The sequence below is a fragment of the Bacillus sp. 0102A genome, from assembly GCF_036765155.1.
Classification (GTDB): Bacteria; Bacillota; Bacilli; order Bacillales; family Bacillaceae; genus Bacillus; species Bacillus subtilis_G.
In genome coordinates, this window is sequence record NZ_JBAIZW010000001.1 from 470,561 (window position 1) to 484,334 (window position 13,774).

At 45.9% G+C, this 13,774-nt stretch carries 11 protein-coding genes, 1 other RNA gene and 1 other annotated feature; of the genes, 2 read left to right on the top strand and 10 right to left on the bottom strand.

The annotated features are described in order from the left end of the window. Positions 1 to 4: 4 nt before the first annotated feature. The 5 genes from recD2 to cymR form a co-directional block, all read right to left on the bottom strand. Positions 5 to 2,398, bottom strand: coding sequence for an SF1B family DNA helicase RecD2 (gene recD2, locus V6D41_RS02735; protein WP_333517202.1), 2,394 nt, complete (start codon positions 2,396 to 2,398; stop codon positions 5 to 7). 23 nt (positions 2,399 to 2,421) lie between these two features. After that, positions 2,422 to 3,042 (bottom strand): tetratricopeptide repeat protein, encoded by a 621-nt coding sequence (locus V6D41_RS02740; protein ID WP_333517424.1) that lies wholly within the window; start codon positions 3,040 to 3,042, stop codon positions 2,422 to 2,424. A gap of 85 nt (positions 3,043 to 3,127) precedes the next feature. Further along, positions 3,128 to 4,243: a tRNA 2-thiouridine(34) synthase MnmA gene (gene mnmA, locus V6D41_RS02745; RefSeq protein WP_333517203.1), complete on the bottom strand. Its 1,116-nt coding sequence runs from the start codon at positions 4,241 to 4,243 to the stop codon at positions 3,128 to 3,130. A 28-nt stretch (positions 4,244 to 4,271) separates the two neighbouring features. Further along, positions 4,272 to 5,414 (bottom strand): cysteine desulfurase family protein, encoded by a 1,143-nt coding sequence (locus tag V6D41_RS02750; protein ID WP_333517204.1) that lies wholly within the window; start codon positions 5,412 to 5,414, stop codon positions 4,272 to 4,274. An 18-nt stretch (positions 5,415 to 5,432) separates the two neighbouring features. Then, positions 5,433 to 5,849 carry a cysteine metabolism transcriptional regulator CymR gene (gene cymR / locus V6D41_RS02755; RefSeq protein ID WP_003225879.1) on the bottom strand — a complete coding sequence of 139 codons (417 nt, stop codon included), beginning with the start codon at positions 5,847 to 5,849 and terminating at the stop codon, positions 5,433 to 5,435. Positions 5,850 to 6,049: 200 nt separating this feature from the next. Between cymR and V6D41_RS02760 the strand changes: the two genes are divergently transcribed. Then, positions 6,050 to 7,315 (top strand): replication-associated recombination protein A, encoded by a 1,266-nt coding sequence (locus V6D41_RS02760; protein WP_333517205.1) that lies wholly within the window; start codon positions 6,050 to 6,052, stop codon positions 7,313 to 7,315. 42 nt (positions 7,316 to 7,357) lie between these two features. Here the strand turns inward: V6D41_RS02760 and V6D41_RS02765 are convergent, their stop codons facing one another. The 5 genes from V6D41_RS02765 to V6D41_RS02785 all read right to left on the bottom strand — a co-directional run bounded on the left by V6D41_RS02765 (position 7,358) and on the right by V6D41_RS02785 (position 12,078). After that, on the bottom strand, positions 7,358 to 8,122 hold the full coding sequence (locus tag V6D41_RS02765; protein ID WP_333517206.1) for a tRNA threonylcarbamoyladenosine dehydratase: 765 nt from the start codon (positions 8,120 to 8,122) through the stop codon (positions 7,358 to 7,360). A gap of 83 nt (positions 8,123 to 8,205) precedes the next feature. Beyond that, positions 8,206 to 8,398, bottom strand: a non-coding RNA gene (gene ssrS, locus V6D41_RS02770) — 6S RNA. Positions 8,399 to 8,458: 60 nt separating this feature from the next. Further along, positions 8,459 to 10,237, bottom strand: coding sequence for an aspartate--tRNA ligase (gene aspS / locus V6D41_RS02775; RefSeq protein ID WP_333517207.1), 1,779 nt, complete (start codon positions 10,235 to 10,237; stop codon positions 8,459 to 8,461). 13 nt (positions 10,238 to 10,250) lie between these two features. Further along, a complete protein-coding gene (gene hisS / locus V6D41_RS02780) occupies positions 10,251 to 11,525 on the bottom strand; it encodes a histidine--tRNA ligase (protein WP_333517208.1) in 1,275 nt (424 codons plus the stop codon). A gap of 90 nt (positions 11,526 to 11,615) precedes the next feature. Beyond that, positions 11,616 to 11,847 (bottom strand) — a binding site (T-box leader). A gap of 60 nt (positions 11,848 to 11,907) precedes the next feature. Next, positions 11,908 to 12,078 (bottom strand): YrzK family protein, encoded by a 171-nt coding sequence (locus V6D41_RS02785; RefSeq protein WP_333517209.1) that lies wholly within the window; start codon positions 12,076 to 12,078, stop codon positions 11,908 to 11,910. Between the two features lie 132 nt (positions 12,079 to 12,210). On the opposite strand from V6D41_RS02785, the gene V6D41_RS02790 reads away from it, so the two are divergent. Then, on the top strand, positions 12,211 to 13,764 hold the full coding sequence (locus V6D41_RS02790) for an SH3 domain-containing protein (protein WP_333517210.1): 1,554 nt from the start codon (positions 12,211 to 12,213) through the stop codon (positions 13,762 to 13,764). The last annotated feature ends 10 nt before the right edge of the window (positions 13,765 to 13,774 follow it).

Below are 13,774 nucleotides of genomic sequence, written 5' to 3' on the forward strand. Positions count from 1 at the left end.
TTTTTTACAGCTGTCCTTCTTTCATAAAATCGAATGGTGTAATGCCTTCCATACCAATATTGGCATCGTGTACGCTGAATGGGAGCTCTTTTTGCAAAGCCTCAAGCTCAGCATCCATTTCCTCAATCTGTATTGAGAGCCTGTTTCTCAAGGCGGTCTGCCTGACCGTTGCGTCATTATTTTTCACGCCCCACTCCAGCGCCTCCTCTTCTCCGCATAAAATGAGAAACTTCTTCGCTCTTGTAATCGCAGTATAAAGAAGGTTTCTTCTGAGCATTCTATAATAGCCTTTCACCACAGGCAAAACCACAATCGGAAATTCACTTCCCTGCGATTTATGAATAGAGCAGCAATACGCGTGTGTAAACTGGTTAAAGTCTTTTTTCGTAAACGTCATTTCATTCCCGTCAAAAGAAACGACAGCCATATCTTCTTTTTCTGTATTTTCCTTCGCATAAAATATCGACGTAATTTCGCCAATATCTCCGTTGAATACATTGTTTTCCGGCTGATTGACGAGCTGCAAAATTTTATCTCCGGTTCTGTAGACAACATCTCCGAACTTCAATTCCCTCCGTTTTTCTTTAGGAGGATTTAAAATGTCCTGCAGCATTACATTTAGTTCATTGATCCCGGCTTTTCCTCTGTACATCGGAGCGAGAACCTGAATGTCCTTTGCCGTATAGCCTTTTTTCAATGCATTAGCGACGACCTTTTCAACTACCTCTTTAATTTGCGATCCTCCGCAGCGAATAAAGGAACGGTCCTTCGTCGGGGCAGTCAAATTGTTTGGCAGCAAACCATTTTTCATCTGGTGGGCAAGCTCGACGATTGATGATCCTTCCGCCTGGCGGTAAATATCTGTCAGTCTCACAGTGGGTATCACCTGAGATGCCAAAAGGTCTCTCAGCACTTGGCCCGGACCGACAGAAGGCAGCTGATCTTCGTCTCCCACAATGATGATTTGAATATGATCAGGGATCGCCTTGAACATATGGTTTGCAAGCCATATATCAAGCATACTCGCTTCATCGATGATTAACAGCTTCCCTTCGATCGGCTGATCCTCTGTATGGGTAAAGCCCTCTGCGCCATTCCAGCCAAGGAGCCTGTGAATCGTGACTGCCGGAAGGCCCGTTGATTCACTCATCCGTTTCGCCGCTCTCCCTGTCGGTGCGGCCAATACAATCGGAAAAGCTTCATCCTTTTTATAAGCTGACGGGTCTAGCGACACACCATGAAGCTCTCCGTACAATTCCACAATCCCTCTGATTACCGTCGTTTTCCCTGTTCCCGGGCCTCCCGTTAAAAGCAGCATCGGTGAGGAAAGGGCTTTTTGAATCGCTTCCTTCTGGCTGGGGGCATACTGAACGTTCATCCGTTCCTCCAGCTCTCCCAAAGCAAGCAGAAATTCTGATTCAGGAAACTGGTCGTCATAATCAGTTTGGCTTGCGATATGTTTCACGCGCTTTGCAACATTTTGTTCCGCGTAGAACAGAGATGGAAAATAACAGCGGCCATCTTCTATGACAATGTCTTTATTTTCTCCCAGAGCGATAATCGCGTTAGCTGCATCCATTTCTGAGATGCGTTGCCCTTCTCTTGCTTGATTTAACAGTGATTGGGTGTCGATAATAAGCTGTTCCGTTTCTATGTACGTATGCCCATCTGACAGACAAGTTGTTTCAAGTGTGTATAAAATGGCAGCTTTTACCCGCTCAGGATGATTACCCGAAAGCCCCATTCTGCTGCCCAGTTCATCCGCTTTTCCAAACCCGATGCCTTCTACATCTTTCACAAGCTGATAAGGATTTTCCTGAATCTTTTCCAGCGTCTCCGATTCATAGGCTTGATAGATTTTCATAGACAGCTGCGGGCCGAATCCAAACTGATTAAGGGATATCATGATTTGTTCCAGTCCCTGATGCCGCTGCAGGGCGCCGGCTAGCGTGTCAGCTTTCTTTTTTGACAGCTTTGGAACGTCGTAAAGCACTGAAGCGTCCGCTAGTATTTTATTAATCGCGCTGTCACCCAGTTTTTTCACAATTTCTTCGGCTGTTTTTTTGCCGATCCCCTCGAACAAATCACTCGATAAATAGTGAATGATGCCTTCCTTAGTCGTCGGAATCTCCTTTTTGAAATGCTCCGCCTGAAATTGGAGCCCGAATTTTGGATGGGTTACGATCTTTCCGTAAAATGTGTAAGTCTCTTCTTCTTGAAGCGCAGGGAAGTAGCCCGTCACGGATACGGCTTTATCTTCAATGGCTTCGGAGGTCTCTCTGACTTTCACTTTCAGAACCGTATATAAATTGGTGTCATTATGATAGATGACTGTGTTGACTGTCCCTTTTAAATAGGGCTCTTCCTCCATGTTAAGCTGATCCGGATGCTGCTGCACGAGCTGTCCCTCCTCCTGTGCTGTTATGATGGATCGATCAGTTTTTTAGCATGAAGCGCAAGCATATGATCCGGCTGGATGGCAATCGCCTTGTCCAGCATTTCTAGCGCTTTTTCTCGATTTTCTTTATATGCATAAGCGACACCGGCATTGTAAAATGCATCAGCGTGCCCCGGATTTAGCTCAGTTACAGCTGTGAACTGGCCGAGGGCTTCGTCCAGCATGCCCTCGTTTGCTAAGCACATCCCAAATTGAAAGCGCGCTTCCGCATCATTCTCATTCAGTTCAACCGCTCTTTGTAAATATGGCAGTGCAAGCTTAGGTTGCTCGAGCTTGATAAGAACCGTTCCGAGCATGTAAAACAGGTCGCCGTTTTCCATTCCAGCACGAAGCGCCTTTTCAAACATGTCTTTCGCTTCTTTGTATTTTTCTTTTACCACATAGACATTTCCTGCCCCATAATACGCAGTGGCTGCGCTATTGTCTAATTCAAGCGCTTTATCATAAAACGCAAGCGCCCGTTCCAGCTCGTTTACGGATGAAAGCAGGTTTGCAAAGTTAATATACGGAATCGCGTCTTCTTTATTTTCTTCAATCGCTTTTGTAAATGCCTCTGCCGCTTTCTCGTAATCGCCTTCCTGCATCGCCTCTATGCCGAGTTGATTATAATCCACCGATCATCTTCCTTTCATTAAAAAACCCCAACTCAGTGTTGAGGTTTTTCATCTTTTATACGTACCACAATTTTGTTCCGTCTTTGTACACATCATCAATTGTTCCGCCGCCAAGGCATTCTTCGCCATCATAGAAGACAACGGCCTGTCCCGGCGTAACAGCGCGGACTTGTTCATCGAAGATGACTTCCGCTTCGCCTTCACCCGTCATGCGCACCGTCACTTTATGATCTTCTTGACGGTAACGGAATTTAGCCGTGCAGGAAATCTCTTCGCCCTTCATGATATCCGGACGAACCCAGCTCATATTCGTTGCTGTAATTTTGTCGGAATAAAGAAGCGGGTTATGGAACCCTTGATCCACGTAGAGGATGTTCTTTTCAAGATCTTTACCGACCGCAAACCACGGCTCGCCGCTTCCGCCGATGCCAAGTCCGTGACGCTGTCCGATCGTATAGTACATTAATCCGTCATGGCGTCCTTTAACTTCGCCGTCCATTGTCATCATATCGCCCGGTTGCGCAGGGAGATATTGGCTAAGAAATGTTTTGAAGTTGCGTTCACCGATAAAACAGATGCCTGTACTGTCTTTTTTCGTCGCTGTTGCAAGATCTGCTTCTTTGGCAATTTCACGCACACGGCTTTTTTGAAGCTCGCCGATCGGGAACATGACTTTGCTAAGCGTATCTTCTGTCAGCTGATTCAAGAAGTACGTTTGATCTTTGTTTTCATCAATGCCTCGCAGCATTCTGACTTTGCCGCCGCTTCTGTCTACCCTTGCATAGTGGCCAGTCGCTAGAAAGTCTGCGCCAAGTGACAGAGCGTGCTCCAAAAACGCCTTGAATTTAATTTCTTTGTTGCACAGCACATCCGGGTTTGGTGTTCTGCCTGCTTTATATTCATCAAGGAAGTATTGAAATACCTTCTCATAATATTGCTTTTCAAAATTAACGGCATAGTACGGGATTCCGATTTGGTTGCAGACGCGGATCACATCTTCATAATCCTCTGTCGCCGTGCAAAAACCGTTTTCGTCCGTATCATCCCAGTTTTTCATAAAGATTCCGATAACATCATAGCCCTGTTCTTTTAACAGCAGGGCCGCCACAGATGAGTCTACACCGCCGGACATACCGACGACGACTCTTGTATCTTCCGGCCGTTTTTCCAATTTCAATCACTCCAATAACTAAGCCGCCTTATTGTGTCAGCCGTTTGACAACGTCGGCCACATGTTTGGCAGCAGTTTTCACTTGCTCAGCGGTATTGCCGAGGCCGAAGCTGATCCGAATTGAGGACGTCAGCCGGTCACTCTCTTCTCCGAACATAGCAGTCAGAACATGTGACGGCAGGACCGAACCGGCCGTGCACGCTGATCCGCTTGAAACAGCTACTCCCGCCATATCCAGATTCACCAGCAGCGCTTCCACTGATACACCGGGGAAATAAAGGTTCAGAACATGCGGCAGGCAATGCTCTTTTTCCCCGTTGATCTCGAATGCCACACCGGCATTTTCAAGCGTGTCGGCGATGATTGTTTTAAACGATTGATACTTCTCGTTTTTTTCGTCCCGTTCTTCACTTGACAGCTTGATGGCTTCTTTCAGCCCGACAATGCCGGGAACATTTTCTGTTCCGGCACGGCGTTTTCTTTCTTGCTCTCCCCCAAATAAGAGCGGGGAAAGCTTCACATCTTTACTTGCATATAAAAAGCCTGTCCCTTTTGGCCCGTTGAGCTTGTGCCCAGAAACAGACAGAAGGTCGATATGGCTGTTGTTCACATCAATTGGCAGCAACCCGAATGCCTGAACAGCATCGGTATGAAAATAAGCCTGGTGTTCCTTCAGCAGCTCACCGATTTCATCGATCGGCTGCACTGTCCCGACTTCATTGTTTCCATACATCACTGTCACAAGGATTGTATCATCACGCAGTGCTTCTTTCACCTGTTTTGCACTGACTCTACCATTTTGGCAAACGTCCAGATACGTAACTTCAAATCCGTCTTCCTCAAGTTTTTCACAAGCGTGAAGCACGGCGTGATGCTCAATTTTTGTCGTAATGATGTGTCTGCCCAAATCTTTTCTTGCAAGCGCGGTTCCCATAATGGCTAAGTTATCAGCTTCTGTCCCGCCGCTTGTAAAAATGATCTCCTGCTCCGCCGCTCCGATTTCGGCTGCAATCTGCGCTCTTGCTTCGTCCACCCATTTTCGAGATTCCCTTCCAAATGAATGAATACTGGATGGATTGCCGAAATTGCCGGAGAAATGAGGGATCATTTTTTCCAGCACGCGCTCATCCATCGGAGACGTTGCGGCATGATCTAAATAAATCCGTTCCATTATGTCTGCACCTCTGTTCTAAATATAAAACATATAAGCTTCTTGCTCTCCGTCTGTATAGCTGGCAAGATCTTCTAATGTTGTACTGTCTAAAACCTCTTTCACAGCATCACGTATACGAATCCAGAGCTCACGCTTGGCGGGCTCCTCGTCTTCCAGCACTTCAACAGGACTAATCGGCCCCTCAAGCACACGGATGATATCTCCCGCCGTGATCGCATCTGGCTCGCTTCCTAATACATATCCGCCGTATGCGCCTCTGATGCTTTTCACTAAACCGGCATTTCTGAGCGGCGATACCAGCTGCTCTAAATAATGCTCGGACAGATTATTCGTCTGTGCGATGCTTTTTAATGAAGTCGGGCCTTCCCCATGCTTTTTTGCAAGTTCAATCATAATGGTGAGCCCGTATCTTCCCTTAGTTGATATTTTCAACATGAACACCTCTGTTATTTCATGATTTTCCACATTTATAATGGTAATTTCTATATGATTCGTCCGTTTATTATCTAATAGACCAACTGTTATTATAACATACCTTCAGCGATTTTTCATTGAGGCGGGGGGAAACGGGCTTCCCTCTTTCCTAATGTCCGGTTTTCCGTTACCCTGTAATTATGTAAGGAGAGATGATGATGAAGCCATTGGCATATCGGATGCGTCCGACAAAAATTGAGGATATTATCGGCCAGCAGCATCTGGTGGCTGAAGATAAAATTATCGGCAGAATGGTTCAGGCAAAACATTTGTCATCCATGATTTTGTACGGGCCGCCCGGAATTGGAAAAACATCAATCGCAACAGCAATCGCCGGTTCAACAAGTATTGCTTTTCGGAAGCTGAATGCTGTCATTAACAATAAAAAAGATATGGAAATCGTAGCCCAGGAAGCTAAAATGTCAGGCCAAGTGATTTTGATTCTGGATGAAGTTCACAGGCTGGATAAAGGGAAACAAGATTTTCTTTTGCCCTATTTAGAAAATGGGATGATCATTTTGATCGGAGCAACCACAGCTAATCCGTATCATGCCATTAATCCGGCAATCAGAAGCCGGACACAGATTTTTGAGCTTGAGCCGTTAACACCGGAATTGATTAAACAGGCTCTGGAACGGGCGCTTCATGATGAGCATCGTGGCCTTGGCACACATTCTGTATCCATTGGGGATCAGGCGATGGATCATTTTGCCCGCGGATGCGGAGGGGATGTCCGCTCCGCTTTAAATGCGCTTGAGCTGGCCGTGTTGTCAACAAAGGAGTCACCAGACGGTGTGATTCACATTACATTAGAAACCGCGGAAGAATGTTTGCAGAAAAAGAGCTTTACTCACGATAAAGATGGTGACGCGCATTATGATGTTTTATCCGCTTTTCAAAAATCGATCCGCGGCTCTGATGCCAACGCTGCTCTTCACTATTTGGCAAGATTAATTGAAGCTGGTGATCTGGAAAGCATTGCAAGAAGACTGCTTGTCATCGCCTATGAAGATATCGGCTTAGCAAGCCCCCAAGCTGGCCCAAGGGTGCTGCACGCTATTCAGACCGCTGAGCGAGTCGGATTTCCCGAAGCACGAATTCCGCTGGCCAACGCAGTCATTGAACTTTGCCTCTCGCCGAAATCAAACTCAGCCATTCTGGCAATCGATGAGGCGCTTGCAGATATCAGATCCGGAAAAATCGGGGATGTCCCTAAGCATTTAAAAGACGCGCATTATAAAGGAGCTCAGGAATTAGGAAGAGGAATCGACTATAAATACCCGCATCATTACGACAACGGATGGGTCGAACAGCAATATCTCCCTGATCCTTTAAAAAACAAGCAATATTACAAGCCGAAACAGACAGGCAAGTTCGAACTCGCATTAAAGCAGGTATACGACAAATTAATGAAAAGAAAATAAATTAAAAACAGCCTTGAATATCATCAAGGCTGTTTCTATGCGTTATTTATCCTTCACGCGTTTGATTTCAATGTCTTTCAAAAGATCCATGACAACATGCCCACCCATAATCAAACCGGCCACTGACGGCACAAAAGCATTAGAAGATGGCGGCATTTTTGCTTTGCGGATGTTCGCTTCGTCATTTCCCACTTCTTTTCTGACATCTTCCCGAATAACAATCGGGCTTTCGTCAGAGAAAATCACTTGAACACCCTTTTTGATGCCCTCTTTCCGTAATCTCGTACGGACAACCTTCGCAATTGGATCAGTGTGCGTTTTTGAAATATCAGCGATTTGGAAGCGTGTCGGATCCGTTTTATTGGCGGCACCCATGCTGGAGATGAGCGGAATATCCCGTTTCAAACATTCTTTCATTAAATGGATTTTATAATGAATGGTGTCTGACGCATCAATGACATAGTCAAGCTTATATTCAAAAAATTGCTCATACGTTTCTTCCGTATAGAACATTTTTAATGCGATCACTTCACACTCCGGGTTAATGTCCGCGATCCGCGCTTTCATTAAATCAACTTTCGGCTGTCCGACTGTTGAAAGAAGCGCGTGAAGCTGACGGTTTACGTTTGTAATGTCCACATCATCTTTGTCGACAAGCAAAATGCGGCCGACGCCTGACCTCGCGAGAGCTTCCGCCGCGAACGATCCGACTCCGCCGACCCCAAGCACAGCAACCGTGCTGTTTTTCAGCGTTTCAAGGCCTTCCTTTCCGATAGCTAATTCATTGCGTGAAAACTGGTGTAACAAGAACCTCACTCCACATTCGTATTCTGGTTTCATCTATAAAATGGCTGATCCAGGAACAGCCGTTTTTTTCTGCGCACAAAAAATAAAGTCCCAATAGTGCCGTTGCAACTTTCCTTTGTTTTGAACCCGCTCTCAGCAGGTGGGTGCCCTCTTTCAAATCTTGTAAGTCCTCTTTACCGAATGAAAAGAGGCATGTACGCCATTTAAAAATACGGGCTCCCAAATCAAAAAAATGTTCGGTCAAAACTAGGTGTACAACTAACACATCAGGACTTTATTTAACTTGTCAAAATCATATCATAGACGATTTTGATTTTCAAGAATCGAACTGCTCATTCAGCTCTTTACTTTTTTCTTGATAGAAAGGTGAAGCTCGTCCAGCTGGGCGTCGCTTACTTCGCCTGGCGCTTCTGTCATCAGGCAGCTTGCACTTGCCGTTTTCGGGAATGCAATCGTATCTCTTAGGTTCGTACGTCCTGCGAGAAGCATGACGAGACGGTCTAAGCCAAGCGCGATTCCGCCGTGCGGAGGAGCGCCGTAATCAAATGCTTCAAGTAAGAACCCGAACTGCTCAGCCGCTTCTTCTTGTGAGAAGCCAAGAAGCGCAAACATTTTTTCCTGAATGTCCTTTTCGAAAATACGAATCGAACCGCCTCCAAGCTCATAGCCGTTTAAGACGAGGTCATAGGCTTGTGCTTTCATGTCTTCAGGCGCTGTTTCAATCAGTTCAAGGTCTTCACGGACAGGCATTGTGAACGGATGGTGGGCTGCGTAAAAACGGCCTTCCTCCGGATCATGCTCTAAAAGCGGCCAGTCGATAACCCATAAGAAATTGAACAGGTTTTGGTCAATCAGTCCGCGTTCTTTCCCAAGCTTTAAGCGCAGGGCGCCGAGCGATGCGGCAACCACTTCGAATTTATCCGCTCCGAACAGCAGCAAATCACCTTCAGCAGCATCAAGCGCCTCAATCAGCTTGGACTGCTTGTCTTCATCAAAGAATTTGGCAATCGGGCCTTTCACTCCGTCTGCCTCAACTTTCACCCAGGCAAGTCCTTTTGCCCCGTAGTTTGCAGCAAAAGCGCCAAGAGCGTCAATATCTTTTCTGGAGTAATCGCCCGCTCCGCCTTTTACGTTGATTGCTTTTACCACGCCGCCGTTTGCCACAGCTGATGAGAATACTTTAAACTCTGTATCCTTCACAATGTCAGACACATCTGTCAAAAGCATATCAAATCGAGTATCCGGTTTATCAGAACCATAACTGTTCATCGCCTCATTATACGTCATTCGAGGAAGAGGAAGCTTGAGCTCCACACCTTTTGTTTCGCGCATAATCTTTGCCATCATATCCTCAGCCAATGACATAATATCTTCCTGGCTCATAAAGGACATTTCAATATCAATTTGCGTAAACTCAGGCTGGCGGTCCGCACGCAAGTCTTCATCTCGGAAACAGCGGGCAATTTGATAATAGCGTTCAATGCCGGATACCATCAGAAGCTGTTTAAATAGTTGCGGGGACTGAGGCAGCGCATAGAACTCACCTTCATGCACTCGGCTCGGAACCAAGTAGTCACGTGCGCCCTCAGGTGTGCTTTTTGTTAAAATCGGCGTTTCAATATCAAGAAACCCTTTTTCATCTAAAAAGCTGCGGGCTGCTTTCGTCACGTTATGACGCATTTGCATTGTTTGAAACATAGCCGGTCTGCGTAAATCTAAGTAACGGTGTTTTAAACGGACATCCTCTGATACGTCTTCCGCTTGATCAGAAATCGCAAACGGCGGTGTCTTTGCAGCACTTAATACGGCCACTCCATCAGCGTGTATTTCGATCGCGCCTGTTTTTAAATTCTGATTGACTGTTCCTTCTTCACGCGCCACCACTTTTCCTTGAATGTCGAGCACGTATTCGTTTCTGATGCCTTCCGCAATAGCAAGCGCTTCTTTTGACACATCAGGGTTAAACACGACTTGAACGATCCCCGTACGGTCGCGCAAGTCAATAAAAATCAGTCCGCCGAGGTCCCGTCTTTTTTGGACCCAGCCTTTCAGCGTTACAGATTCACCAATTGCTTTTTCAGTTATTTCGCCGCAATAATATGTTCTTCCAAACAATACATTCCACTCCTTATCCCTTTTGATTTGCCTTCATCACATGTATAAATTCATCAAGTGCCACTTCAATCTGTTCGCCCGTCTGTGCATCTTTTACATTGATTTTATTTAGGGCAAGCTCATCTTCACCCAAAATCGCAATAAATCTGGCATTTAGGCGGTCAGCTGTTTTGAATTGGCCTTTCATTTTCTTATTTTCATAATCGATTTCGCTGGAGATGCCTGCTTCCCTCAGTTTGTACACCAATGAAACAGAATAATCCTTTGCTTTTTCTCCGAGCGTGACGACATAACAGTCGATTCCCTGATCAACAGGCAGTTCTCTTTTTTCAGCATCAATTGCGGCAAGCAAGCGTTCAATGCTCATCGCAAACCCGATGCCCGGCGCTTCAGGCCCGCCGATCTGTTCGACCAAACCATCGTAGCGTCCGCCGCCTGCAAGTGTCGTAATCGCGCCAAAACCTTCCGCATTGCTCATGATTTCAAATGCGGTGTGGTTGTAATAATCCAGCCCTCTCACAAGGTTAGGATCAATTTCATACGCAATGTTAAGATCGTTTAAGTATTGCTTTACTTTCTCAAAATAAGCGGATGATTCTTCATTTAAATATGTCAAAATCGAAGGTGCTGATTTCATCAGTTCATGATCGCGGTCTTTTTTGCAGTCCAAGATTCTGAGCGGATTTGTGTGCAGACGTGACTGGCAGTCTGAACAAAACTCTTCGATGCGAGGCTCAAAATGTTTCACGAGCGCTTCTCTGTAGCTTTTGCGGCTTTCTTGGTCGCCGAGACTGTTTATGACAAGCTTGACGTTTTGCAAACCTGCTTTTTGATAAATACTCATCGCAAGTGCCATGACTTCGGCATCAATCGCAGGGTCACTCGAGCCTATTGCTTCAATTCCAAACTGATAGAACTGGCGGTACCGGCCCGTCTGCGGACGTTCATAACGGAACATCGGCCCGACATAATAAAGCTTTGTCGGCTGGACAGGATTTGCAAATAGCTTATTTTCATTAAAAGCGCGAACCGCCGCAGCTGTTCCCTCTGGTCGAAGCGTCAGGCTTCTGCCTTTGCGGTCCTGGAAGGTATACATTTCTTTTTGTACGATATCTGTAGACTCTCCGACACCTCTGGCAAACAGTTCTGTATGCTCAAAAATCGGTGTGCGGATTTCTTTATATTGATAAGTGCGGCAAGTGTCTCTCATAATTTGTTCAACGAACTGCCAGCGATCTGATTCTCCAGGCAGAATATCCTGTGTTCCTCTTGGAATGTTATATCCCATATGTGGACCTCCTCATGTATTCCTTATAAAAATATACAATGATCATTCATGATGAAATTAAAAAAACTCTCGCCCCTACTATACATGTATAGTAGGGACGAGAGTTATACCCGTGGTGCCACCCTAGTTGGAATATGTTCATATTCCCGCTCGATCCTTTAACGCAGGTTCACGTTCACTGCCTAATGACGGGATTAACGCGTTCAGCAGGAAACCTCCGGAGTGTTGTTTCGAGAAAGACGCAATGGGATCCGCTTTCAGCCTGGGGCGGTTCCTCTCTATCCATGCAATCTGACCTACTCTTCTCCATTATTGGTTCAAATCTTTCATCATTTTGCTATGTACTCAATTTCTATTATAATAATGGGATTGAGGTTCTCTGTCAAGCTTTATTCCGGTTGTTTTTCCTCATCGCTGCTTCTTTGGACATAAGACCAAATTCAGATGCCGTTTCAGTAAGGAAACCGCTCGTATCAGGTTCAGCGTGATCGCTGTAATGCAGATTTGCTTCACCGTCTTGAAACGCGCGGCCCATTTTTGGATGATATTTCATGATTTGCACACCTTTTTGATTGTATTTACGCCTAGTATAAACAAATCATTTTATTTTTATTTAAAAATCAGAAAGGACTTTACGATATTAAGCAAGAAAGCTTTTTTTATGATCATCTGAAAGGAGGACACAATGAGCAAGAAATACTTTGTTCTTATTGTATGTATTATCGTCGCGGGGGCGCTTTTCCCGCCTTTTTCTTCCGTTACAGCCGCTCAGGGAGAAGCGGTCATCGCAACAGATGAAATGAACGTCAGAAGCGGCCCGGGGCTTAGCTACGGGATTACAGCGAAAGTAAAAAAGGGAGAGCATTACCCGATTTTAAAAGAAGAAGGAGACTGGGTGCAGATACAGCTTGGTTCCGGAGACAAAGGATGGGTGGTGTCATGGCTTATTACAAAAGAAGATCAGGGCAGCTCAAGCTCTTCGGAAAGCAGTGATACTGTTACATCAACAGATCCCGATCTGCGAATGAGAACCGGACCGGGCACTTCATACGACGTCATCGGCAAATTCCCGCAAGGCAGCCAAGCGTCTGTCATTGATAAAGATTCGGGCTGGATCAAGATATCCTATCAAAATGCCACCGGATGGGTGTCATCTGAATATGTCACGTCAGACGGCAACAGTTCAGTATCTGATGGGAATGATCAAACCGAATCTCCCGGTGCATCAACGGGCACGGTCGGTGTTTCCTCACTAAATGTAAGAGCCTCCGCCTCACATGACACGGCGATTATAACGAAACTGGATCGCGGAAAGAAAGTGACGATTCTCAACGAGAAAAATGGCTGGGCTCATATCGAAGTGAACGGGTTGAAAGGCTGGGTTGCAAGCCATTACCTTTTGACTAGTTCTGATCCAGCTGAAGATTCAGCAAATGCCGGCAGTTCCTCCTCCGCTAAAAAAGCCTATATCGTATACGGAGGAACGAACGTAAGAAGTGATGCGTCAACATCATCTTCGATCGTAGAACGTGCTGCCAAAGGCGATTCCTATCCGATAACCGGTTCAAAGGGCAGCTGGTATGAGATAAAGCTTGATAACGGACAGACTGCTTATGTCGCCAACTGGGTGGTCCAAACGTCTAAAAGTGCGGAAGAATCAGGAGAACCGCCTGTCGCTGATTCCCCGTCCGGAAACGGCTCTCTAAACAATAAAACGATTATTGTTGATCCGGGACACGGAGGAAAGGACAGCGGAACGATCGGCTACTCGGGTAAATTCGAGAAAAACCTGACGATTAAAACAGCAAAACTACTCGCCGGCAAACTTAGATCGGCTGGAGCAGATGTGTATGTGACACGCCAGGATGATACCTTTGTCAGCTTACAGTCACGGGTCTCTACGTCTCACTATCGCAACGCTGACGCCTTTATCAGCATTCATTATGACAGCTATGCGGATGCTTCCACCAGAGGCAGCACCGCTTACTACTACAGCCCTGCCAAAGATCAGGGACTGGCGTCAGATGTACATTCTGAAGTGGTGAAGCGTTCTTCCATTCCTGACCGCGGCGTGTTATTCGGAGATTATTATGTACTTCGGGAAAACAGACAGCCCGCTATGCTGTATGAGCTGGGATATGTAAGCCATCCGCAGGAAGAGGCCATTGTACATAGCAGCTCTTACCAAGAAAAAGTAACAGACGGTATCGAGAGCGGATTGGAGAAATATTTCCAATAAAAAAAGCTGC

Coding starts and splice junctions, on each gene's coding strand:
- V6D41_RS02740 (WP_333517424.1), bottom strand. CDS start 3,042: ATGCAGGAAGGCGATTACGAGAAAGCGGCAGAGGCATTTACAAAAGCG.
- V6D41_RS02750 (WP_333517204.1), bottom strand. CDS start 5,414: ATGGAACGGATTTATTTAGATCATGCCGCAACGTCTCCGATGGATGAG.
- V6D41_RS02760 (WP_333517205.1), top strand. CDS start 6,050: ATGAAGCCATTGGCATATCGGATGCGTCCGACAAAAATTGAGGATATT.
- hisS (WP_333517208.1), bottom strand. CDS start 11,525: ATGGGATATAACATTCCAAGAGGAACACAGGATATTCTGCCTGGAGAA.
- V6D41_RS02785 (WP_333517209.1), bottom strand. CDS start 12,078: ATGAAATATCATCCAAAAATGGGCCGCGCGTTTCAAGACGGTGAAGCA.
- V6D41_RS02790 (WP_333517210.1), top strand. CDS start 12,211: ATGAGCAAGAAATACTTTGTTCTTATTGTATGTATTATCGTCGCGGGG.